Origin of the sequence: Desulfomicrobium norvegicum (assembly GCF_900114595.1) — a bacterium.
GTDB classification, from domain to species: Bacteria; Desulfobacterota; Desulfovibrionia; order Desulfovibrionales; family Desulfomicrobiaceae; genus Desulfomicrobium; species Desulfomicrobium macestii.
Genome location: NZ_FOTO01000003.1, coordinates 223,647 through 244,879 on the forward strand (window position 1 = coordinate 223,647; position 21,233 = coordinate 244,879).

The 21,233-nt window shown below is 51.8% G+C and carries 35 protein-coding genes; 34 read left to right on the forward strand and 1 reads right to left on the reverse strand.

The annotated features are described in order from the left end of the window. Positions 1 to 4 precede the first annotated feature (4 nt). The 34 genes from fusA (at position 5) to BMZ24_RS07055 (ending at position 20,743) form a co-directional block, all read left to right on the forward strand. Positions 5 to 2,074: an elongation factor G gene (gene fusA / locus BMZ24_RS06890; protein ID WP_092190621.1), complete on the forward strand. Its 2,070-nt coding sequence runs from the start codon at positions 5 to 7 to the stop codon at positions 2,072 to 2,074. A 15-nt stretch (positions 2,075 to 2,089) separates the two neighbouring features. Beyond that, positions 2,090 to 3,283, forward strand: a complete 1,194-nt coding sequence (gene tuf, locus BMZ24_RS06895; protein ID WP_092190599.1) for an elongation factor Tu — start codon at positions 2,090 to 2,092, stop codon at positions 3,281 to 3,283. Positions 3,284 to 3,298: 15 nt separating this feature from the next. Then, positions 3,299 to 3,607, forward strand: a complete 309-nt coding sequence (rpsJ, locus tag BMZ24_RS06900; protein ID WP_015774940.1) for a 30S ribosomal protein S10 — start codon at positions 3,299 to 3,301, stop codon at positions 3,605 to 3,607. A gap of 18 nt (positions 3,608 to 3,625) precedes the next feature. After that, positions 3,626 to 4,258 (forward strand): 50S ribosomal protein L3, encoded by a 633-nt coding sequence (gene rplC / locus BMZ24_RS06905; RefSeq protein ID WP_092190623.1) that lies wholly within the window; start codon positions 3,626 to 3,628, stop codon positions 4,256 to 4,258. A gap of 13 nt (positions 4,259 to 4,271) precedes the next feature. Then, positions 4,272 to 4,892: a 50S ribosomal protein L4 gene (gene rplD / locus BMZ24_RS06910; RefSeq protein ID WP_092190626.1), complete on the forward strand. Its 621-nt coding sequence runs from the start codon at positions 4,272 to 4,274 to the stop codon at positions 4,890 to 4,892. Next, positions 4,892 to 5,182 carry a 50S ribosomal protein L23 gene (gene rplW, locus BMZ24_RS06915; protein WP_015774937.1) on the forward strand — a complete coding sequence of 97 codons (291 nt, stop codon included), beginning with the start codon at positions 4,892 to 4,894 and terminating at the stop codon, positions 5,180 to 5,182. The genes rplD and rplW overlap by 1 nt, the downstream gene beginning before the upstream one ends. Before the next feature lie 2 nt (positions 5,183 to 5,184). Continuing rightward, positions 5,185 to 6,015: a 50S ribosomal protein L2 gene (rplB, locus tag BMZ24_RS06920; protein ID WP_092190628.1), complete on the forward strand. Its 831-nt coding sequence runs from the start codon at positions 5,185 to 5,187 to the stop codon at positions 6,013 to 6,015. A gap of 8 nt (positions 6,016 to 6,023) precedes the next feature. Next, the gene (gene rpsS, locus BMZ24_RS06925) at positions 6,024 to 6,296 is read left to right on the forward strand and encodes a 30S ribosomal protein S19 (RefSeq protein WP_092190630.1); all 273 of its coding nucleotides are present in this window, start codon (positions 6,024 to 6,026) and stop codon (positions 6,294 to 6,296) included. A 14-nt stretch (positions 6,297 to 6,310) separates the two neighbouring features. Next, complete coding sequence (gene rplV / locus BMZ24_RS06930) at positions 6,311 to 6,643, forward strand: 50S ribosomal protein L22 (protein WP_015774934.1); 333 nt, start codon at positions 6,311 to 6,313, stop codon at positions 6,641 to 6,643. A 12-nt stretch (positions 6,644 to 6,655) separates the two neighbouring features. Next, entirely contained in the window at positions 6,656 to 7,294 is a 639-nt protein-coding gene (gene rpsC / locus BMZ24_RS06935; RefSeq protein WP_092190633.1) for a 30S ribosomal protein S3, read from the forward strand. Further along, positions 7,294 to 7,701: a 50S ribosomal protein L16 gene (rplP, locus tag BMZ24_RS06940; RefSeq protein ID WP_015774932.1), complete on the forward strand. Its 408-nt coding sequence runs from the start codon at positions 7,294 to 7,296 to the stop codon at positions 7,699 to 7,701. The genes rpsC and rplP overlap by 1 nt, the downstream gene beginning before the upstream one ends. A 6-nt stretch (positions 7,702 to 7,707) precedes the next feature. Next, entirely contained in the window at positions 7,708 to 7,911 is a 204-nt protein-coding gene (gene rpmC, locus BMZ24_RS06945; RefSeq protein WP_015774931.1) for a 50S ribosomal protein L29, read from the forward strand. Beyond that, positions 7,904 to 8,170 (forward strand): 30S ribosomal protein S17, encoded by a 267-nt coding sequence (gene rpsQ / locus BMZ24_RS06950; RefSeq protein ID WP_015774930.1) that lies wholly within the window; start codon positions 7,904 to 7,906, stop codon positions 8,168 to 8,170. The genes rpmC and rpsQ overlap by 8 nt, the downstream gene beginning before the upstream one ends. 11 nt (positions 8,171 to 8,181) lie before the next feature. Next, a complete protein-coding gene (gene rplN, locus BMZ24_RS06955; protein ID WP_015774929.1) occupies positions 8,182 to 8,550 on the forward strand; it encodes a 50S ribosomal protein L14 in 369 nt (122 codons plus the stop codon). A 3-nt stretch (positions 8,551 to 8,553) separates the two neighbouring features. Further along, on the forward strand, positions 8,554 to 8,883 hold the full coding sequence (rplX, locus tag BMZ24_RS06960) for a 50S ribosomal protein L24 (RefSeq protein WP_092190635.1): 330 nt from the start codon (positions 8,554 to 8,556) through the stop codon (positions 8,881 to 8,883). 9 nt (positions 8,884 to 8,892) lie between these two features. Continuing rightward, positions 8,893 to 9,432 carry a 50S ribosomal protein L5 gene (rplE, locus tag BMZ24_RS06965; RefSeq protein WP_092190637.1) on the forward strand — a complete coding sequence of 180 codons (540 nt, stop codon included), beginning with the start codon at positions 8,893 to 8,895 and terminating at the stop codon, positions 9,430 to 9,432. 13 nt (positions 9,433 to 9,445) lie between these two features. After that, entirely contained in the window at positions 9,446 to 9,631 is a 186-nt protein-coding gene (locus tag BMZ24_RS06970; RefSeq protein WP_015774926.1) for a type Z 30S ribosomal protein S14, read from the forward strand. Between the two features lie 13 nt (positions 9,632 to 9,644). Continuing rightward, on the forward strand, positions 9,645 to 10,028 hold the full coding sequence (rpsH, locus tag BMZ24_RS06975; RefSeq protein ID WP_015774925.1) for a 30S ribosomal protein S8: 384 nt from the start codon (positions 9,645 to 9,647) through the stop codon (positions 10,026 to 10,028). A gap of 9 nt (positions 10,029 to 10,037) precedes the next feature. Next, positions 10,038 to 10,577, forward strand: a complete 540-nt coding sequence (gene rplF / locus BMZ24_RS06980; protein WP_092190639.1) for a 50S ribosomal protein L6 — start codon at positions 10,038 to 10,040, stop codon at positions 10,575 to 10,577. An 8-nt stretch (positions 10,578 to 10,585) separates the two neighbouring features. Further along, a complete protein-coding gene (rplR, locus tag BMZ24_RS06985; RefSeq protein ID WP_015774923.1) occupies positions 10,586 to 10,939 on the forward strand; it encodes a 50S ribosomal protein L18 in 354 nt (117 codons plus the stop codon). A gap of 12 nt (positions 10,940 to 10,951) precedes the next feature. Beyond that, entirely contained in the window at positions 10,952 to 11,443 is a 492-nt protein-coding gene (gene rpsE, locus BMZ24_RS06990) for a 30S ribosomal protein S5 (RefSeq protein WP_015774922.1), read from the forward strand. A gap of 8 nt (positions 11,444 to 11,451) precedes the next feature. Continuing rightward, the gene (gene rpmD / locus BMZ24_RS06995; protein WP_092190641.1) at positions 11,452 to 11,622 is read left to right on the forward strand and encodes a 50S ribosomal protein L30; all 171 of its coding nucleotides are present in this window, start codon (positions 11,452 to 11,454) and stop codon (positions 11,620 to 11,622) included. Continuing rightward, on the forward strand, positions 11,622 to 12,068 hold the full coding sequence (gene rplO / locus BMZ24_RS07000) for a 50S ribosomal protein L15 (RefSeq protein WP_092190643.1): 447 nt from the start codon (positions 11,622 to 11,624) through the stop codon (positions 12,066 to 12,068). The genes rpmD and rplO overlap by 1 nt, the downstream gene beginning before the upstream one ends. Positions 12,069 to 12,102: 34 nt before the next feature. Next, complete coding sequence (secY, locus tag BMZ24_RS07005) at positions 12,103 to 13,386, forward strand: preprotein translocase subunit SecY (RefSeq protein ID WP_244150301.1); 1,284 nt, start codon at positions 12,103 to 12,105, stop codon at positions 13,384 to 13,386. After that, positions 13,383 to 14,147 (forward strand): type I methionyl aminopeptidase, encoded by a 765-nt coding sequence (gene map / locus BMZ24_RS07010; protein ID WP_092190647.1) that lies wholly within the window; start codon positions 13,383 to 13,385, stop codon positions 14,145 to 14,147. Before secY ends, map begins: the two co-directional genes overlap by 4 nt. Before the next feature lie 39 nt (positions 14,148 to 14,186). Then, complete coding sequence (gene rpmJ / locus BMZ24_RS07015) at positions 14,187 to 14,300, forward strand: 50S ribosomal protein L36 (protein ID WP_081434451.1); 114 nt, start codon at positions 14,187 to 14,189, stop codon at positions 14,298 to 14,300. Positions 14,301 to 14,315: 15 nt separating this feature from the next. Continuing rightward, entirely contained in the window at positions 14,316 to 14,687 is a 372-nt protein-coding gene (gene rpsM / locus BMZ24_RS07020; protein WP_015774917.1) for a 30S ribosomal protein S13, read from the forward strand. Positions 14,688 to 14,705: 18 nt separating this feature from the next. Next, positions 14,706 to 15,095 (forward strand): 30S ribosomal protein S11, encoded by a 390-nt coding sequence (rpsK, locus tag BMZ24_RS07025; RefSeq protein WP_015774916.1) that lies wholly within the window; start codon positions 14,706 to 14,708, stop codon positions 15,093 to 15,095. Positions 15,096 to 15,107: 12 nt separating this feature from the next. Continuing rightward, a complete protein-coding gene (gene rpsD / locus BMZ24_RS07030) occupies positions 15,108 to 15,734 on the forward strand; it encodes a 30S ribosomal protein S4 (RefSeq protein WP_092190649.1) in 627 nt (208 codons plus the stop codon). A 12-nt stretch (positions 15,735 to 15,746) separates the two neighbouring features. Continuing rightward, complete coding sequence (locus tag BMZ24_RS07035; RefSeq protein ID WP_092190651.1) at positions 15,747 to 16,793, forward strand: DNA-directed RNA polymerase subunit alpha; 1,047 nt, start codon at positions 15,747 to 15,749, stop codon at positions 16,791 to 16,793. Then, on the forward strand, positions 16,783 to 17,205 hold the full coding sequence (rplQ, locus tag BMZ24_RS07040) for a 50S ribosomal protein L17 (protein ID WP_092190653.1): 423 nt from the start codon (positions 16,783 to 16,785) through the stop codon (positions 17,203 to 17,205). The genes BMZ24_RS07035 and rplQ overlap by 11 nt, the downstream gene beginning before the upstream one ends. An 84-nt stretch (positions 17,206 to 17,289) precedes the next feature. Next, positions 17,290 to 18,207, forward strand: a complete 918-nt coding sequence (locus tag BMZ24_RS07045; RefSeq protein WP_092190655.1) for a selenium metabolism-associated LysR family transcriptional regulator — start codon at positions 17,290 to 17,292, stop codon at positions 18,205 to 18,207. Next, positions 18,204 to 19,250 (forward strand): selenide, water dikinase SelD, encoded by a 1,047-nt coding sequence (gene selD, locus BMZ24_RS07050; RefSeq protein WP_092190657.1) that lies wholly within the window; start codon positions 18,204 to 18,206, stop codon positions 19,248 to 19,250. The genes BMZ24_RS07045 and selD overlap by 4 nt, the downstream gene beginning before the upstream one ends. After that, positions 19,244 to 20,743, forward strand: coding sequence for an ASKHA domain-containing protein (locus BMZ24_RS07055; RefSeq protein ID WP_092190659.1), 1,500 nt, complete (start codon positions 19,244 to 19,246; stop codon positions 20,741 to 20,743). The genes selD and BMZ24_RS07055 overlap by 7 nt, the downstream gene beginning before the upstream one ends. 56 nt (positions 20,744 to 20,799) lie before the next feature. Here BMZ24_RS07055 and BMZ24_RS07060 read toward each other — a convergent pair whose 3' ends face one another. Next, positions 20,800 to 21,174, reverse strand: a complete 375-nt coding sequence (locus tag BMZ24_RS07060; RefSeq protein ID WP_092190661.1) for a DUF3568 family protein — start codon at positions 21,172 to 21,174, stop codon at positions 20,800 to 20,802. Positions 21,175 to 21,233: the final 59 nt, after the last annotated feature.

The window sequence follows — 21,233 nt, forward strand, 5'->3', positions numbered from 1 at the left end:
TTCCGTGTCTAAACGTGTTCCCATAAAAGATCAGCGCAATATCGGTATCATGGCCCACATCGATGCGGGCAAGACCACGACTACCGAACGTATTTTATATTACACCGGTGTTTCTCACAAACTTGGAGAAGTTCATGATGGCCAGGCGACCATGGACTGGATGGAGCAAGAGCAGGAGCGTGGCATCACGATCACCTCTGCTGCGACAACCTGTCACTGGCGTAATTGCCGCATCAACATCATCGATACTCCCGGTCACGTGGATTTCACCGTTGAAGTAGAACGTTCGCTGCGCGTGCTTGATGGCGCTGTTGCTGTTTTTTGCGCTGTTGGTGGAGTCGAGCCGCAGTCCGAGACTGTATGGCGGCAGGCGGACAGATACCGGGTTCCCCGGATCGCCTTTGTAAACAAGATGGACCGCTCGGGAGCAGATTTCTACCGGGTTGTCGACATGATCAAGGATCGTCTCAAGGCGAAGCCTGTTCCGCTGCACCTGCCCATCGGCGCAGAGGAGAACTTTTTGGGGCAGATCGACCTCGTTCGCAAGGTCGCTCTCTATTATGACGCTGATTCCAAGGGCGAAACGATTGTCGAGCGCGAGATCCCGGCTGAAATGATGGATCAGGCTGATGAATGGCGCATGAATCTTGTCGAGGCTATCGCTGAGGAAGATGAGACCCTGCTTGAAAAGTATTTGGGCGGAGAAGAGCTCCTGCCTGAAGAAATCATGGCGGGAATTCGTTCCGCCACCATCGGCATGAAAATTTGCCCGGTGATTTGCGGTTCAGCGTTCAAGAACAAGGGCGTACAGGCACTGCTGGATTGCGTTGTGGATTATCTGCCTTCCCCGGTAGAGGTCCCGGCCATGGTTGGTGTTGATCCTGACACCAATGAAGAGGTTCTTTGCGAGTGTTCCGATGATCTGCCGCTCAGCGCCTTGGCGTTCAAGCTCATGGCCGATCCCTTCTTTGGGCACCTGACCTTCCTGAGAGTGTATTCCGGCGTGCTTGTTACCGGTTCGACGGTTCTGAATGCCGCCTCAGGCAAAAAGGAACGTGTTGGCCGTTTGCTGAAGATGCATGCGAACAAACGCGAAGACATCAAGGAAGCCTATGCGGGCGACATCGTTGCCGCAGTCGGCCTGAAACAGACCAGCACCGGTGAAACTCTGTGCGATCTCAAGCGGGCAATCCTGCTTGAATCAATGGATTTTCCCGAGCCTGTTATCGAAGTCGCGATCGAACCCAAGACCAAGACCGACAGGGATGCCCTTGGGCAGGCCCTGCAGAAGCTGGTCAAGGAAGATCCCTCCTTCCGTGTCAAGACGAATGAAGAAACCGGACAGACGCTTATTGCCGGAATGGGTGAATTGCACCTTGAGATCATTGTTGACCGCCTCACCCGTGAGTTCAAGGTCGACGCCAACGTTGGCAAGCCTCAGGTTGCCTATCGTGAAACCATTTCCAAGCCGGCGGAAAAAGATCTCAAATACGCCAAGCAGTCTGGCGGTCGTGGTCAGTATGCGCATATCGTCATCAAGGTCACGCCTCAGGAGCCGGGTGGCGGTTATGAATTCGTGAACGGCATCGTGGGCGGTGTAATTCCCAAGGAATACATCCCCGCTGTTGACAAGGGCATCCGCGATGCTCTGCTCAACGGTGTTCTTGCCGGTTTTCCCATGGTCGATCTCAAGGTCGAATTGGTTCACGGCTCGTATCATGAAGTTGATTCTTCCGAGCAGGCTTTCTACATTGCCGGTTCCATGGCTGTGAAAGAAGCGTGTCATAAAGCGGCCGCAGTGCTACTTGAGCCGATTATGTTTGTGGAAGTACTGACTCCGGACGACTATATGGGCGATGTCATGGGCGACCTCAATGGCCGTCGTGGTCGGATCGTCAGTCTTGAAATGCGACACGGGATGCAGATCATCCGCGCAAACGTGCCGCTTAGTAGCATGTTTGGTTATGCAACGGATCTGCGTTCAAAAACTCAAGGTCGTGCGACATACACTATGTTGTTTGATCATTATGATCGCGTCCCTGCAAGTCTTGCTGAAGAATTGACCAAGAAATGAGAATGGAGATGAAGAATGGCCAAGCAAAAATTTGAAAGAAAGAAGCCGCACGTCAATATTGGTACGATTGGTCATATCGACCATGGCAAGACCACGTTGACCGCCGCGATCACCAAGATCGCGAGCCTCAAGGGCGGTGGATCCTATGTAGCGTTCGATGAGATCGACAAGGCTCCTGAAGAAAAGGAACGCGGTATCACCATTGCCACCGCGCACGTCGAGTACGAGACCTCCAAGCGTCACTACGCTCACGTGGATTGCCCCGGTCACGCCGACTACATCAAGAACATGATCACCGGCGCGGCCCAGATGGACGGCGCGATCATCGTTGTCGCCGCCACCGACGGTCCCATGCCCCAGACTCGTGAGCACATCCTGCTCGCTCGTCAGGTCGGCGTTCCCTATGTCGTGGTTTTCCTGAACAAGGTTGACCTAGTTGACGACGAAGAGCTGATCGAACTGGTCGACATGGAAGTTCGTGAACTCCTGTCCAAGTACGAGTTCCCCGGCGATGACGTTCCTGTCATCCGCGGTTCCGCACTGAAGGCTCTTGAGAGCGACAGCGCCGACACCGATGAGGCCAAGTGCATCCTCGAGCTGCTCGACGCCTGCGACGCATACATTCCCGATCCGATCCGCGAGACCGAGAAGCCCTTCCTGATGCCCATCGAAGACGTGTTCTCCATTTCCGGTCGCGGCACAGTCGTCACCGGTCGTGTTGAGCGCGGCATCGTCCGCGTTGGCGAGGAAGTCGAGATCGTCGGCATCACCGACACCCGCAAGACGACTTGCACCGGTGTTGAAATGTTCCGCAAGCTTCTTGACGAAGGCCAGGCCGGCGACAACATCGGCGCCCTGCTTCGCGGTATCAAGCGTGACGACGTCGAGCGTGGCCAGGTTCTGGCCAAGCCGGGCAGCATCACCCCGCACACGAAGTTCTCTGCCGAAGTGTACGTTCTGAGCAAGGAAGAAGGCGGCCGTCACACACCTTTCTTCTCCGGCTATCGTCCTCAGTTCTATTTCCGTACGACAGACATCACCGGTGTGGTGACTCTGGACGAAGGCGTAGAAATGATCATGCCTGGTGACAACACGACTTTCCATGTGCATCTGATCAACCCGATCGCCATGGAAAAGGGTCTTCGCTTCGCTATCCGCGAAGGTGGACGTACCGTTGGCGCTGGTGTTGTTTCCGAAATTGTGGAGTAATGAGGCAAGGTCATCATGAACAGTGACAAAATTCGCATAAAATTGAGAGCGTACGACTACCGCATTCTGGATAAGGCTGTAGCCGAGATTGTCGATTCCGCACGTAATACCGGTGCATCTATTGCCGGTCCCATTCCGTTGCCGACCCGTATTCACAAGCAGACGGTTCAGAAGTCTGTGCATGTGGACAAGAAATCTCGGGAACAGTTTGAAATGCGTGTACACAAACGCCTTTTGGACATTCTTGAACCCACCCAACAGACGGTTGATGCTCTGGGTAAGCTGAATCTTCCCGCTGGCGTTGATGTAGAAATCAAGCTGTAGGGATAACGAGAGGCTATCATGAAAAAGACTTTGGGAATCGTTGGGCGCAAAATCGGTATGACCAGAATCTATGGTGCTGACGGAAACGTCATCCCCGTAACGGTCATTCAGGCCGGTCCTTGCCCAGTTATTGAAAAAAAGGTCAGCGAAAAAGACGGTTACACCGCTTTACAGGTTGGTTTTGAAGAAGTGGCAGCACATCGACTGACCAAACCCGAGCAGGGCCATCAGCAAAAGGCAAATTGTGGCTTTTACAAAATGCTGAAGGAAATCCGTCTTGGCAGCGTTGATGAATATGAAGTCGGTCAGAAACTGACCGTTGAAATGTTCACTCCCGGCGAAAAAATTCGCGTTACCGGTACCTCCAAGGGCCGCGGATTCGCAGGCGTCATCCGTCGTTGGAATTTCGGCGGAGCTCCTGCATCACACGGACACGAACAGGTCCACAGAAAGCCCGGCTCGATCGGCCAGTGCGCATGGCCGAGCAAGGTTTTCAAGGGAAAGAAAATGCCGGGTCAGCTTGGAAACAAGACCGCCACGATGCTCAATCTTGAGATTGTGGACGTCCGCCCGGAAGACAATGTCGTGCTTGTACGCGGCCAAGTTCCAGGACCCAAGCAGGGGATCGTCGTCCTCAGCAAGATGAAGTAAAGGGGTATAGATAATGGCAAACGCGAAAGTATACGATCAAAACAGGATGGAAGTCGGCGAGATTTCCCTGGCCGATGACATCTTCCAGGTTGAAGTAAGACCCGAAGTGCTTCACCTGGCTGTGAAATCTCATTTGGCGAAGCTTCGCTCCGGAACCGTAGGTGTCAAAACCCGCGGTCTCGTCAGGGGCGGTGGCAAGAAGCCGTGGCGCCAGAAGGGCACCGGTCGGGCTCGTGCCGGATCCAGCCGTTCCCCTCTTTGGAGAAGTGGCGCTGTGATCCACGGACCTCAGGCCCGTGACTACAGTTTCAAGATCAACAAGCAGATCCGCAAGCTTGCTCTGAAGATGGCCATCTCCTCGCGGTTTACCTCCGAGAACATGCTTGTCGTCAACAAGCTCCAGTTCGATGAGATCAAAACCAAGAACTTCGTGGCCTGCAAGGATACCCTCGGGTTGAAAAAAGCCTTGATTGTTGTTGCTGAAAAAGATACCAACCTTGCTCTTTCGGCCAGGAACGTTCCTGGTATTCTCGTGTTGGATCCGCAGTCGATCAATGTTTACGAAATCCTCAAGTATCCCCAGATGGTCCTGGACCAGGGTGCTGTTTTGGCCCTGCAGGAGAGGTTGAAATAATGGAAAGCACGCAAGTATTACTCAGGCCGTTGATTTCTGAAAAATCCACGGGCCTTAAGGAACTTGGGAATCAAGTTGCTTTTTTTGTTCATTCTGCCGCGAACAAAATCGACGTGCAGCGTGCAGTTGAGAACGTATTCAACGTTAAAGTCACCGCTGTGAACATTGTCAATTACCGTCCGCGCACGAGAAAGAAGTTCGGTCGCGTGGTAGGCAAGATCAGCGGATACAAGAAAGCGTACGTATCTCTTGCCGCCGGCGAAAAGATTGATTTCTTTGAAGGGGTGTAATCATGGCAATTCGAAAGCTTAAACCCACATCTGCCGGACGCAGGTCGCAAACTGTTCTCACGTTTGATGAGATCACTTGTACAACCCCTGAGAAGTCCCTGACCAAGGGTTTGAATAAAAAAAGCGGTCGTAACAATAACGGCCGTGTAACCATGCGCCGCCGCGGCGGTGGAAACAAGTCTTTGTATCGCCTGATTGATTTTAAGCGTAACAAGATCGATGTTCCGGCCAAGGTAGCCACTATTGAGTACGACCCGAACAGAAGTGCGCGAATCGCTCTGCTGCATTACGCTGACGGCGACAAGCGTTACATAATCTGTCCGCTTGGACTTAATGTAGGCGATCAGATCCTTGCCGGCGACAAGGCCGATATCAAGCCCGGCAATGCCTTGGCGCTGGCCCGCATTCCCCTTGGCACCCTTGTGCATAACATTGAGCTGTACCCCGGACGTGGCGGCCAGTTGGCCCGCTCTGCCGGAGCATACGCCCAGGTTATCGCCAAGGAAGACAAGTACGCTCTGCTCAGATTGCCTTCCGGCGAAGTTCGTAAGGTGTTGGCCGTCAACATCGCAACTGTCGGTCAGGTTGGCAATATCGAGCATGAGAATGTCTCCATCGGCAAAGCAGGACGTAATCGTTGGCTCGGCAAGCGCCCCAAGGTTCGTGGCGTAGCGATGAACCCCGTCGATCACCCGTTGGGTGGTGGCGAGGGCAGAAGTTCTGGCGGACGTCATCCCGTTACCCCGTGGGGTAAACCCACCAAGGGATATAAGACTCGTTCACCGAAGAAGCCTTCGTCCAAGTTAATCGTAAAACGCCGTGGAAGTAAGTAGGAGTTTCTATGCCTAGGTCTCTGAAAAAAGGCCCTTTCGTGGATGGCCATCTGCTTAACAAGGTGGAAAAATCCCACACTGATAGAAGCCGTCAGGTGATCAAGACTTGGTCTCGCCGGTCTACGATTTTACCAGAGATGGTCGGACTTACCTTTGCAGTTCATAATGGAAAGAAATTTATCCCGGTGTTTGTCTCCGAGAATATGGTCGGACACAAACTTGGTGAATTTGCACCCACCAGGACTTATTTTGGCCACGCTGCTGATAAGAAGAAGAAATAGACAGGAAGTTTCAAATGGAAACAAGATCAGTTGCCAAGTTTATACGCGTTTCCCCGCAGAAAGCCAGGTTGGTCGCACGTAACGTGACCGGTAAACACGTGGAAGATGCGTTGAATGTCCTGAAATTCACCCCCAAGAAAGCTGCCCGTCTGATTGAGAAGGTTCTGACGACTGCAATTGCCAACGCTGAACACAATTCCAAGCTCAACGTCGACAACCTCTATGTGAAGGAAGTTCGCATAGATGGCGGCCCGAGCTGGAAGCGGATTCAATCGAGGGCAATGGGCCGGGCTTACAGAATTATCAAGCGCAGCAGCCACATCACTGTGGTTGTCGATGAACTCTAGGAGGGCAGTGCTTTGGGTCATAAAGTTCATCCTTACGGATTCCGTTTGGGATACAATAAAAACTGGAAGTCCCGTTGGTTCAGCGACAAGAAATATGCTGAGTATGTTTTCGAAGACAGTAAGCTTCGGAAATATGTAAAGGAAAAGCTGTTTCACGCCGGTATTTCCAAGATTGAAATCGAGAGAGCTGCCGACAAGGTTCGTCTGATACTTTTCACTGCACGCCCCGGTATTGTTATCGGACGAAAGGGCGTTGAAATTGAAAAGTTGCGGGCTGAACTCAAAAGCAAGTTCGCTCGTGAGTTTGTGATAGAGGTCAACGAAATCCGCCGCCCGGAAACAGATGCACAGCTCGTTGCGGAATCCATTGCGCAGCAGCTTGAGCGTCGGGTAGCTTTTCGTCGTGCCATCAAGAAGACACTGGGCATGGCCCAGAAGTTCGGCGCACTCGGGATCAAGGTCCAGTGTGGCGGCCGTCTTGGTGGAGCGGAAATCGCTCGTACGGAATGGGCGAGAGAGGGTCGTGTGCCTTTGCATACCTTACGTGCCGACATCGATTACGGTGTTGCACTTGCCAAGACCACTTATGGGATCATTGGCGTAAAGGTATGGGTGTTCAAGGGTGAGATCCTGAGCGAGGTAGATAGCTGATGCTGAGTCCTAAAAAGGTCAAATTTCGGAAGCAGCAGAAGGGTCGTATTCGCGGTCTTGCAGGACGCGCGACCACGGTTGCTTTTGGTGAAATCGGTTTGAAGGCTATGGAATGCGGAAAACTCACGAGTCAGCAAATTGAAGCCGCCCGTATCGCGATGATGCGACACATTAAAAGAGGCGGTAAGGTTTTCATTCGTATTTTTCCCGACAAGACGATCACGGCCAAACCCTTGGAAGTTCGTCAAGGTAAAGGTAAGGGCTCGCCAGTCGGTTGGTGCGCACCAGTTCAGAGAGGCCGCATCCTTTATGAAATCAAGGGTGTCGACTTCGAACTGGCTAAAGAAGCATTGCAGAGAGCTGCCTACAAGCTGCCTATAAAGACTACCATAGTCGAAAAGGAGTAAGACAGGATGAATGCTCAACAATTACGGGAATTGGGTCCTGAGAAGCTCCAGGTTAAACTTGGTGAATTTCGTAAGGAATTGATGAATCTTCGTTTTCAGCATGCAACCGCGCAGCTTGAAAATAGTCAGAGAATACCGCTTGTTAAGAAATCCATAGCTCGGATTTTGACGATTTTGAAAGCGAAGGACATGGAGACAGGTGATGAGTAACAGCGGAAAGACATCAAACAAGAGAACTCTTGTTGGCTTCGTAGTGAGCGATAAGAACGACAAGACCATTGTCGTGCGTGTCGAAACACTGGTCAAACATCCTGTTCTTAAAAAATATATCCGCCGCAGAAAGAAATTCATGGCTCATGACCCCAACAATGAATGTCACATTGGGGATAAAGTTCAGATCGTCGAGTCCCGTCCTTTGAGTGCGCGGAAGAATTGGCATCTGATGAAAATCATTGAAAGAGCTTTGTAGGGGATTGTAAAATGATTCAAATGCAGACGACTTTGGATGTCGCAGACAATTCCGGAGCCAAGAAGGTTGCCTGCATCAAGGTGCTAGGCGGAAGCAAGAGGCGTTACGCTCGTGTTGGGGACATCATCATGGTGTCCGTCAAAGAAGCGATTCCTCATGGAAAAGTCAAAAAGGGCGATGTTCTCCAGGCAGTAGTTGTAAGAACAACAAAAGAGATCGGCCGACCCGATGGTACTTTTATCCGTTTCGACAATAATTCAGCAGTTATGTTGAATAAGAACCTTGAGCCGATGGGCACTCGTATTTTTGGGCCTGTTGCACGTGAATTGCGGGCAAAGAACTTTATGAAGATTGTATCTTTAGCCCCAGAGGTGTTGTAATCTATGTCTACTCATGTCTGGAAAATTCACAAAGATGACAATGTGATGATTCTTGTCGGAAAAGACAAAGGTAAGATCGGCAAGGTTGTCAAAATTCTTCGCAGCAAAAAGCAGGTTATTGTCGAGAAGGCTAATATGGTGAAAAAACACACCAAGCCCAATCCTTATAACAACCAGCCTGGCGGAATCGTTGAGAAGGAAATGCCTGTTGACGTTTCTAACGTTCAGTTGGTGTGCAACGCTTGCTCAAAGCCGACAAGAGTTGGTTATAAGTTTACTGACGATAACAAGAAAGTTCGTTATTGCAAAAAATGCAATGAAACGATCAGTTAAGGTGCAGCAATGAGTAGTCTCATAAAGATCTACAAAGATAAAGTCGCTCCTGAACTCTCGAAGGAATTCAACTACACGTCGGTGATGCAGATTCCTTCGATTAAATGTGTCTCATTGAATATGGGACTGGGTGAAGGTAGCCAGAATAACAAAATCATACAGGATTCTGTACGCGATTTGTCTCTGATTGCTGGTCAGCGGGCCGTTGTAACACGGGCAAAGAAATCCATCGCTGCGTTCAAGCTGCGTGAGGGAATGCCTGTAGGCTGCCGGGTATCGCTTCGAGGAGACAGAATGTGGGCTTTTCTGGAGAAGCTTTTGACCATTGCGCTTCCCAGAGTCCGCGACTTCCGGGGAGTACCGGACAGAGGTTTTGATGGCCGCGGAAATTATACCCTTGGCATTAAGGAACATACTATCTTTCCCGAAATCGAGATTGATAGGATCGAAAAAGCAGTGGGTATGAATATTTCTGTTATAACTACTGCCCAGACTGACAAAGAAGGCAAGATGCTTTTGAAGCTTCTTGGAATGCCCTTCAAGAAGTAAGGAGGAGTGTAACTTGACTCGTACATCTTTGATGGTCAAGGCTCAGCGGAAGCCCAAATTTTCCACACGCCAGTATAACAGATGTCCCATTTGCGGTCGGCCCAGAGCCTTCATGCGCAAGTTCGGCATTTGCAGAATCTGCTTCAGGAATATGGCCCTTGCCGGTGAACTGCCTGGCGTAAGAAAATCTAGCTGGTAAATGAGGTACGCTCATGTCTGTCATAGATCCTATTGCAGATTTATTGACTCGAATTCGTAATGCATACAAAGCTATGCATTCAACTGTTTCTATTACTCCCAGCCGCACCCGCGAGGCGCTGCTCAAAATATTGAACGAAGAGGGCTATATCAATGGATATGCCCTTGAGAATGATGCCTTACTGGTTAATTTGAAATACCATGAAAATAAGGCTGTCGTTGCCGGCTTGAAGAGAATCAGCAAGCCGGGTCGTCGTATTTATGTGGGTGCAAAGAGCATTCCTTCTGTGCAAAATGGTCTTGGAATTTGCATTTTGTCCACCTCCAAGGGTGTGCTCGAGGGAAAACAGGCTGCCGAAATCGGCGTTGGCGGCGAACTTCTTTGTGAGATTTGGTAGGAGATCGCTATGTCTCGAGTAGGAAAAATGCCGATCAGCATCCCTGGTGGTGTTGATCTTAAAATCGCGGAAAGCGGGATTGAAGTGAAAGGACCCAAGGGGGTTCTTACTCTTGCCAATCATCCTGCCATCGCAGTCAGTGTCGACAATAATACGGTTTCCGTTAATCCTGTTGACGACAGCCGGATCGCCCGCCAGCAGCATGGCTTGCGGAGAACACTGCTTGCCAATGCCGTGACCGGCGTCACCAGCGGATTCGAGAAGACTCTCGAAGTCATTGGCGTTGGTTACAAGGTCAACGTTCAGGGCAATACCGTAGTGCTGAATGTCGGCTTTTCTCATCCGGTCAACTTTGCGTTGCCCGCCGGAATTCAGGCCAAGGCCGAAGGCAGCAAGCTTACCATCTCCGGATGTGACAAGCAGGCTGTCGGCGAAGTCGCGGCTCAGATTCGCCGGGTTCGTCCGCCTGAGCCATATAAGGGCAAGGGTATCAAATATACCGATGAGACTATCCGTCGCAAGGCCGGCAAATCCGGCGGCAAGAAATAGGATAAGCTATGAAATTATCAAGAGATGAAGCCCGTAAAAAACGCAAGATGCGGATTCGTAAAAAGATCAACGGTACGCCTGAAAGGCCTAGACTTGTTGTTTTTCGCTCCAGCAAGCATATTTACGCGCAGATAATTGACGACTTGGCCGGCGCAACATTGGCATCCGCTTCAACACTGAGCCTCGAAGGCGACAATATTCGTCTGACTGTCGAGAATGCCAAGCTGGTAGGAAAGAAGGTTGCCGAAGAAGCGATCAAGAAGAGCATCACTTCCGTGGTCTTTGATCGCAACGGCTTCGTATACCATGGCCGGATCAAAGCCGTTGCCGATGGAGCCCGAGAAGGCGGCTTAAATTTTTAATCGAGGACATCCATGCAACAAAACGAATTTGAACTCATTGAGAAAATTGTCTATCTCAATCGCGTCGCCAAAGTTGTCAAGGGTGGCCGTCGATTCAGCTTCAGCGCATTAGTCGTTGTCGGTGACGGAAAGGGAACGGTTGGGTTCGGCCTTGGTAAGGCCAACCAGGTTCCCGATGCCATCAAGAAGGCCACCGACAGGGCTCGCAAGGATATGCAGAAGGTTGAACTTCTCGATGGTACCATCCCTTACGAAGTACTGGGGAATTTTGGCGCAGGTCACGTAATGCTCAAACCTGCCTCGGCAGGTACCGGAATCATTGCCGGCGGGCCCGTCCGTGCCGTCATGGAAGCCGCTGGCGTTCATGACATCCTGACCAAGGCCATTGGAACGAACAATCCGCACAATGTGCTTCGCGCTACATTCGCCGGACTTCGTTCCCTGCGCAGCGCCGAACTCGTCGGACGGATGAGAGGCAAAACTCTCACCATCAAGAGAAAATAGGTGAAGTTATGATTAAGATCAAACTGACTAAGAGCCTCATCACCCAGAGCCCCGTGCAGAAAAGAACTGTAAAGGCTCTTGGTTTTACCAAGCTCAACCAGGTCCGCACTCTTCCCGACAATGAATGTGTTCGAGGGATGATCAATAAAGTCAAGCATCTTGTAGAGGTTATTCAATAATGAACCTGCATGAATTGTATCCATATCCCGAGGAACGCGCCAAGGTGAAAAGATTGGGCCGCGGCACTGCTTCGGGCCAGGGCGGAACTTCAGGCAAAGGTCACAAGGGTCAGAATGCCCGCACTGGTGGCGGTGTACGCGCAGGGTTTGAAGGCGGCCAGATGCCCCTTTATCGCAGACTGCCGAAGCGTGGCTTCAAGAACCCTTTTCGCGTCACCTACCAGACCCTCAATCTCTCGACCGTTTATTCCGCCTTTGCAGATAAGGCCGAAGTGCTGATCGAAGATTTGTATCTGTCCGGTCTTGTTGATCGCGATCAGCCGATCAAGATTCTTGGCGACGGTGAAGCTGTCAAGGCGCTCAAGATCACTGCTCACAAGTTCAGCAAGCAGGCTGTGGAAAAAATCACTGCAGCAGGTGGCGAAGCCATTTCGATCGAAGGATAGTAATGTGAGTATATCCAAAGGCGCAAACACGGGTATGTCAGAGCTGAAAAGCAAGTTTTTATGGACTTTTCTCCTGTTGGCTGTTTTCCGAGTAGGTGTTCATCTGCCGATACCAGGTGTTGACGGGAATGCTCTAGCAGATTTTTTTGCCAACGCACAAAACACCCTTTTCGGGCTGTTCGATATGTTTTCGGGCGGCGGCTTGATGAATCTGTCCATATTTGCACTTGGGATTATGCCTTACATCTCCGCTTCGATCATCCTGCAGCTTTTGACAGTGGTCAGTCCTGAACTCAAAAGGCTGAGCAAGGAAGAAGGCGCTGCGGGGAAGAAGAAAATTACCCAGTATACGCGATATGGAACGGTGTTGATATCCGTGATCCAGGGTCTTGGAATCTCCATTGGTGTTGAAACGATGACAAGCCCCACTGGGGCTTCCATTGTTTACATGCCGGGCTGGGGATTTCGGCTCATCACCGTTCTGACTCTTACCGCAGGCACTGTGTTCATCATGTGGCTGGGGGAAAAAATCACGGAGAAGGGGATCGGCAACGGTATCAGCCTGATCATCTGCGCTGGTATCATCTCCGGTCTGCCCAGCGGTATTGGGAAGTCCTACCGGCTTTTCACGGCCGGTGACGTTTCCCTTTTTACGGTACTGCTGGTTGTCGTCGTCATGGCTGGGGTTCTGGTAGGCATCACTTTCATGGAGCGTGCCCAGCGCAGGATTCCCATCCATTACGCCAAACGAATGGTCGGACGGAAAATGTATGGAGGGCAGACGAGTCATCTGCCGTTGCGGATAAATACGGCAGGAGTCATCCCGCCCATTTTCGCATCTTCGATCCTGATGTTTCCCGCGACGATAGCCAACTTTTCAAATGTTGAAATATTGAACAAGATGTCTGATTATTTCAGGCCAGATTCAATTATTTACAATATTTGTTTCGTTGCATTCATCGTATTTTTCTGCTTTTTTTATACGGCGATTGTTTTTGATCCCAAGGAAATTTCCGAAAATCTAAAGAAACAAGGGGCTTTTGTCCCTGGTATTCGCCCTGGGTTCAAGACGAACGAGTATATCGACAAGGTTTTGACCCGTTTGACTTTATGGGGAGCTTTGTATATCTCGCTCGTCTGTGTTTTGCCCATGGTCCTTATGAAGCAGTTCAATGTCCCCTTTTATTACGGTGGAACATCCCTGCTGATTGTTGTCGGTGTGGCCATGGACACCATGTCTCAGGTACAGTCGCATCTCATTTCGGGACGATATGACGGCCTGCTTGCCAAGGCAAAAATCAAGGGCAGGCAAGGTTGAAAAAACATAGGGGCATTTTCCTGAAAAATACGCAGGAAATTGCCGTCATGCGAGAAGCCAACCGGATAGCGGCCAACATTCTCAATGAAGTTGGCTGCTTGGTTGCCCCCGGAGTAACGACCTGGGAATTGGAAGAAAAAGCTATAGAGCTGTGCGCTGCTTTTGATGTTATTCCAGCATTCAAGGGCTATCTGGGATTCCCATATGCCCTTTGCTGCTCCGTCAACGAAGAGATCGTGCATGGATTTCCGTCCAAGCGAGAACTTCTTGAGGGTGACATAGTATCCATTGATTTTGGCGTTAAGTTTCAGGGTTTTTACGGAGATACCGCAAGGACCTTTCCTGTAGGAAGCATCAGTGAGGGCGCGGCCCATTTACTGGAAGTCACCTTGGATTCCCTCAAATTGGGAATCGAGCAGGCCGTTCCGGGAAATGACCTTTACGATGTTTCACGGGCTGTACAGGAACGGGTTGAGGCTCAAGGGTTTTCCGTTATAAAGCGATTTGTTGGTCATGGAATCGGCAGGATGCTTCATGAGAAGCCAGAAGTCCCCAATTTCGTGCCCAAGAATAGCTCAAGATTGCCTTTGAAGCCGGGAATGGTGATTGCCATTGAGCCAATGGTTGCAATTGGTACCGACCAAGTCGAAATCCTCTCCGACGGTTGGACCGCAGTAACCAAAGATCGAAGCCTATCTGCTCATTTTGAACATTCGGTGGCCATCACCAAGGACGGACCATTTATTCTCAGCCAAATGTAAATTGGCTTGAGTTTCAATTGAAAATCTTCGGGGGATTCAATGAAAGTTAGACCTTCAGTTCGCAAAATTTGTCCCAAATGCAAAGTTATCAAGCGCAAAGGCGTGCTTAGAGTGATTTGTGACAATACGCGGCATAAACAAAGACAGGGTTAAGGATAGGGGGATATTGTGGCAAGATTAGTTGGTGTAGATTTGCCGAGAAACAAAAGGCTAGATATTGCATTGACATATATTTATGGCATCGGCCGAGCTACAGCTCTTAAAATCCTTGATGCTACAGGTATTGATTGGACTAAAAACAGTGACGATCTCACTAGTGATGATATCAACACGCTTCGTAAAGAATTGGAAGCCAGTCATAAGGTCGAAGGCGATTTGCGCCGTGAGATCGTGGCCAATATCAAGCGTCTTATGGATATCGGTTGCTACAGAGGTTTGAGACATAGGCGCGGCTTGCCATGTCGTGGTCAGCGCACGCATACCAATGCGCGCACTCGTAAGGGCCCACGCAGAGCCATTGTTGGTAAGAAGAAAAAGTAACTGGGTGGAGACAGACAAATGGCAAGACCGCAGAGAGTAATAAAGAAAAAGGAAAAGAGAAATATCCCTACGGGTATTGCTCATGTGAACAGCACCTTCAATAATACGATTATTACCTTCACTGATCCGACGGGTAACGTAATCAGCTGGGCGAGTTCCGGCGCTTCCGGTTTCAAGGGTTCCCGTAAGAACACCCCTTTCGCTGCCCAGAAGGCCGCTGAAACTGCCGCCCGCAAGGCCATGGAGTGCGGAATGCGCTCTGTTGGCATTCTTGTGAAGGGACCTGGCTCTGGACGCGAGTCCGCAATGCGTGCAATCAATGCTGTAGGTTTGCGTGTCGCTTTCATCCGCGACGTGACTCCCATTCCGCATAACGGCTGCCGTCCGCCCAAACGTCGTAGAGTATAGGGGGAATTTACCTTGGCTAGATATACAGGCCCTAAGTGCAGAATATGCCGTAGAGAAGGCGGAAAGCTCTTTCTCAAAGGCGATAGATGTTATACTGATAAGTGTGCTTTCGAACGTCGCGCCTACGCGCCCGGCGATCATGGAAAGGCTCGCAAAAAACCCAGCGATTACGCCTTGCAGCTTCGCGAGAAGCAGAAAGTAAGGAAGATGTACGGTATTCTTGAAGGTCAGTTCCGCAGATATTTCGAGGAAGCTGAGCGCCGCAAGGGAATCACCGGTACCAATTTGCTGATGTTGCTTGAAACGCGTATTGACAACGTTGCGTACAAGCTCGGCTTCGCCAATTCGCGCAGCCAGGCTCGTCAGATGGTTCGCCATGGTCTGTTCACGCTCAATGGACGTCGCGTCAATGTGCCTTCGATTCAGATGAAGTCCGGTGATGTTCTCGAGGTGCGTGACCGTACCAAGAAGAACCTTGTCATCACCGAAGCTTTGGAAGTTGTCGCGCGTCGCGGCGTACCTGCATGGCTTGAGATTGATGCTCCTGCCTACAAGGGATCCGTAAAGGCTCTTCCCACCAGGGAAGATATCACGTTCCCCATGACAGAGCAGTTGATTGTCGAACTCTACTCCAAATAAAGGGCGGTAAACATGAGTTCTACGTATAGCGGAGACAAAAAAGTTTACGTCCGAAATTGGGCAGAGCTTGTCAGGCCGGAACAACTTGAAAAAGATCCGAAGTGCAATGATATGTACGGTCGATTCGTGTGTGAGCCTCTGGAAAGAGGTTTTGGCACTACGATCGGAAACGCATTGCGCCGGGTTCTTCTTTCTTCTCTTCAGGGCGCGGCTCCGGTGTCGGTCAATATTCAGGGCATCCAGCATGAATTCACGACCATTCCCGGCGTCAATGAAGACGTCACCGACATAGTTCTGAACTTGAAACAATTGCGTGTGGCTATGAACACTCCCGAGCCACAGCGGGTTCAGCTCATCGCCAATGCCAAAGGCGAAGTCACGGCGTCTGCAATTGTTGAAAATCAGCATATTAAGATACTCAATCCTGAGTTGCATATCGCGACTCTGTCCGAAGATATCGATCTGGTCATGAACCTCGAGTTTCGCATGGGCAAGGGATATGTCCCCGCCGAGATGCACGAGGACTTGGACAGCGAGATCGGTGTTATCACCCTTGACTCGAGCTTTTCCCCCATCCGTAAGGTTGCTTACGCAGTGGAGCAGGCTCGTGTCGGGCAGATGACCAATTATGACAAATTGATCATCGAGGTTTGGACCGACGGTTCCATCACTCCGGATGATGCCTTGGCTTTCAGCGCCAAGATTCTGAAAGAGCAGTTGACTGTTTTCATCAATTTCGATGAAGGCTCGGCTGATATCGAGAAGGCCAAATCCAAGCCCCAGGACAAGATCAACGAAAATCTCTTCAAGAACATCGAAGATCTTGAACTTCCCGTAAGAGCTAGCAACTGCCTCAAAAGCGCCGGCATCCATATTGTTGGCGAACTGGTTCAAAAGACCGAGGCTGATCTGCTGAAGACCAAGAATTTCGGTCGCAAGTCTCTTGAAGACATTCGCCGGGTTCTTGAGAGCATGGGACTGGATTTCGGAATCAGAGTCGATAATTTTGACGAATTGTACCAGGATTGGTTAAAGAGGAACGAAGAAGATGAGGCATAGAAAAGCTGGTCGAAAACTGGGTCGCACGTGGGAGCACCGCAAGGCCCTGATGAAAAATATGGCTCGCTCTTTGGTAGAACATGAGCGGATTCGTACGACTGAAGCCAAAGCCAAGGAACTGAGCATCTTTGCTGACAAGCTCATCACGATGGCACTTCAGGATACCCTGCATGCTCGCAGGCAGGCCTTTACGGTTCTGGGAAGCCATCACAGTGTAAAAAAGCTGTTCGATGAAATTGGTCCCCGCTTCAAGGAAGTTCCCGGTGGTTACACCAGAGTCGTCAAGTTCGGTATTCCTCGTGTTGGCGACAGCGCCCCCATGGCTCTTATCGAATTCACCCGTTTGAGCGACAAGTTTGCTGAAACAGCCGGTTCCGAGGCCGCAGCCCCGGAAGCTACTGAAGAAGCTTAGACAGACATAAATAAATAAGGCAGCCTGGCTGCCTTATTTTTTGCCATGATGCATTGTTTTTATCTATACTAGGAATGGGTATATATGGATATTCGCAAAATTGAGGCATTTTCAAAGGTTTACGAACACTGCAGTTTCTCCAAGGCGGGAAAGTCGCTGTACCTTTCTCAGCCGACAATCAGTGCTCATGTTGCTTCGCTGGAGCAGGAACTTGAAGTGCAGCTTTTTGACCGAATCGGCCGCAGTGTCGTTCCTACAAAAGCCGGGGAAGTGCTCTATGAGCATGCCAAAAAGATTTTTGAAGCCTCCGAATTGGCGATTTCCGAGCTTAGAAAGCTTCAGGATCGCATTACCGGCAAACTCGATCTGGGCGGAAGCACCATTCCTGCAAATTACATCATGCCGGAAATTCTTGCAAAATTTTGGCAGAAATACCCGGAAGTGATAATGGATTTGCGCATAGGCGACTCCGAGGATATCGTTACGCAAGTACGTGACAACGCACTAATGCTTGGGGTGGTCGGCGCTGTTTTTGAATCTCCCGACCTTCACTATGAAAAGATTGCGAGCGATTCCCTTGTCCTGGCCATGACTCCGGCACTCTACGCAAAACATCGCCATCTTTCGGAGGATGATCTTTTGCGAGCCCTGCCATGGGTGATGCGCGAGGAAGGCTCCGGGACGCGCGTGGCCATGGCCGAGAGCATCGCCAAGTTCGGTATCGACATTCATTCCTTGCGGACGGTCATCATGGTTCGCAACGCCGGTGCCATGTCTCGCTGTCTTTCTGCCGGCATGGGCGCTTCCATCACCTCCGCCATCACCATCCACGACGAGCTTGCGACAGGAGCCTTGGTGGCCGTTGACCTTCCCGGTTTGCAGATGGAGCGGTCCTTCCATGTCGTTTTCAACAGGAAGAGATCCCTGTTTCCTGCTGCCATCAAGCTGATAGAATTTTTAAAGAACAACGCCCAGAACATCGCTGTGAGGTCTAAACCGTGAAAAATACGCCACTGGTTCAAACGGTAAGCGCAGCAGGTTGAGCTGCCAAATTGGCTCCAGGGGACTTGGAGCAGGCATTGCTTGGACTGAATTTCGAGAGTGATGAGCGGATTCTCGCCGGAATGGGAAACAGCGAGGACGCAGCCATCGTGCGTTTTCCCGACGGCAAGGCGTTGGTTCAGACTCTGGATTTTTTTACGCCTATCGTGAACGATCCGTTCAGGTTCGGCCAAATCGCGGCGGCCAATTCGCTTTCCGACGTCTATGCCATGGGCGGTGTTCCGTATGTGGCCATGAACATCGTGTGTTTTCCCATTGCGACCATGGATGTTTCCATACTGCGCGAAATCCTGCGCGGCGGGCTGCTCAAGGTCCAGGAGGCCGGAGCCATGCTGGTTGGCGGACACAGCGTCCAGGACAAAGAGATCAAATACGGATTGTCGGTCTCAGGTTTTGTCGATCCCGACAGATATGCCACTAACGCTGGCCTGCGCCCTGGAGATGTCCTTATTTTGACCAAGCCCATCGGCACAGGCGTTTTGGCAACGGCCATCAAAGGGAATTGGGAGGGATGTGACGGATTTGAGGATGATGTGTACCGCTGGGCGTCACGTCTCAACCGTGTTCCGGGTGAAGCGGTTGCCAGATTCAGGCTCAAGGCCGCAACGGACATCACCGGTTTCGGTCTTGGGGGGCATGCTCTTGAGATGGCCACAGCCTCGGATTGTTCCATATCGATAGACGTCTCTTCCGTGCCCATCATGGATCACGCCCTTGATTTGGCCCGGGTAGGTCTTTTGCCCCTTGGCAGTCACGCCAACAAGCATTTTTGCCACAAGACGGTTGAAGCCTCGTCCGCACTTGATCCCGTGTTGCTTGATCTTATGTATGATGCGCAGACTTCAGGCGGAATGCTCCTTGGCGTGCCGCCTGAGTTGCTCGGTGACGTGCGTGCGTGGCTGCGTGATGGCGGCGAAATGGCGGCCGAGATCGGGGTCGTGGAGCCGCCGCGCGGCGATGGGAAACGGCTTTTGCTGTGTTGAAAGTTGTTATCCATCAGGCCGGAGCAATTGCGGTTGCCGCTCAGGCCAAGCCTGGGCAGTCTTTTTTGCACCTGCTTTTTGAGACCGGCATCAGCCAGGGCCGTGAGCTGTGCGCAGGTACGGGGCTTTGCGGCAAGTGCAGAATCCGCTTTCTGGACTCCCCTCCCGCGCCGTGCGCGGATGATCAGTCGAGGCTTGACGTCGAAGAACTGGAGCAAGGTTGGAGACTGGCCTGCAAGCATGTGGTGCTGGAGTCGTGCGGCATCGAGGTGCCCGACTTTGCTCCAGCGACGCTTGCCGGCTCGCGAGGTGAGTCCCTGGCCGTTGATATCGGCACGACTCGCATAAAATGGTCGCTGAGTTCCAAGGCTGGGCACAGTCCTGAGTTTGCCACGATCAATCCGCAGATGGGCGTCGGCAGCGAAGTCATGTCCCGGCTCAGATACGCGCTCTCTTCGGATTCGGCACGCGCCCATCTGCGTCAGTCGGTCATCCGGGTTCTCGGGGATTTGGTGCGTCGCAGCGGTGCCGTTTCTCTGGCCGTGTGCGGCAACAGCACCATGATCGCGACTCTTCTGGATGTTCCGCTCGGAGGGTTGGCCTACGCACCCTACAGCCTGCCCTGGCAGGGCGGCGAGACGGTCAGCATTGATGGCGACTTGCCTGCCGCCTATATCCCGCCATTGCTCAGCCCTTTTATCGGGGCCGACATCAGCGCGGGTCTGGCCCATATTTCAACTCTTGAGCCGGAATATCCGTTTCTCCTTGCCGACCTTGGCACGAACGGGGAATTCGTTCTGGCGCTTGATGTAGAGCATTTTTTTGCATGCAGCGTTCCCATGGGACCGGCCATCGAAGGCGTGGGCCTGTGCTGCGGAGCCACGGCCGGTGAACGTGTGCTCAGTCGCGTCGCCCTCGGCCCCTCGGGGCTGCAATGGGTCGGTACGCCCTTGAGCGGGATCTCCGGAACTGGCTACGCCTCGATCTTGGCTTTGCTGCGGCGTCTTGGCGTGCTCGATGAGGCCGGCCATTTTCAAGCCGCGACGATGCCTTTGGCCCGCAAGATATCAGAACGCATTCGTACGCACCGGCTCGGTCGTATCCTTGACCTTGAACCGGGGGTATTCGTGGCGGAGCGTGATATCGAAGAATTTCTCAAAGCCAAGGCGGGAGTCAACGTGGCCCTGCGCAGCCTGGTCCGGCGCGCGGGATTGCTGGAAGGTGACGTGGCGCGGATTTATCTGGCCGGGGCGCTGGGAGAACACGCAGATCCCTCTGACTTGATTACGCTTGGGTTCTTGCCGGAGGCTTGGCGCGAAAAAATCGAGGTGGCCGGGAACACGGCCCTGGCGGGAACTGTTCTGGCGCTGGAGCGGGAGGATATCCGTGCCTGGCTGGCCTGCTTGCCCGGCCGGGTGGTCGTGGAAGGTCTGGTGGAAAGGGAGGATTTCGGTTCCGCCTTCATGCAGGCCATGCGTTTTGCCTGGGTTTGAAGGGCAAGGCGGCGAAAAAGTTCAAGTCAAGCCCCCGGTGATCGGGGGCTTTCGTTTTACAATCGGGCCTGAATTGCTTCGTGAATGCGCCGCGACGCAAGCTCGTCGCCAAGATACCCGACCCGTACCGAGACTTCGGTAGTGGTGGAGCTTTGGGCAGTAAGCGATATCCAGACATCCCTGTCCCCGTCCACGACCTTGACCGAAGCCTTGCTGAGCTGCTTTTGCCTGTCTTGAACGGGCAGCCCAAGAGCTTCGCAACCGGCCAGTGTGGCCTGATACGTGGTGTCCAGATTGGCGTTGTAGGTTCGCTGCAACATCCCAGCGACATACGTATATGTTCCGACGGCTGCCGCCCCTCCGACTACCAATGCCGCACATCCTGTGCTTAACAGTACGAGAATAATCAATAAATTTTTGAGGGCTTTCATATGTTCCTCCGTGATTTTCGCTGCTGTCTACGTGTTTTTGGCGATAAAGAAAAGCGCGC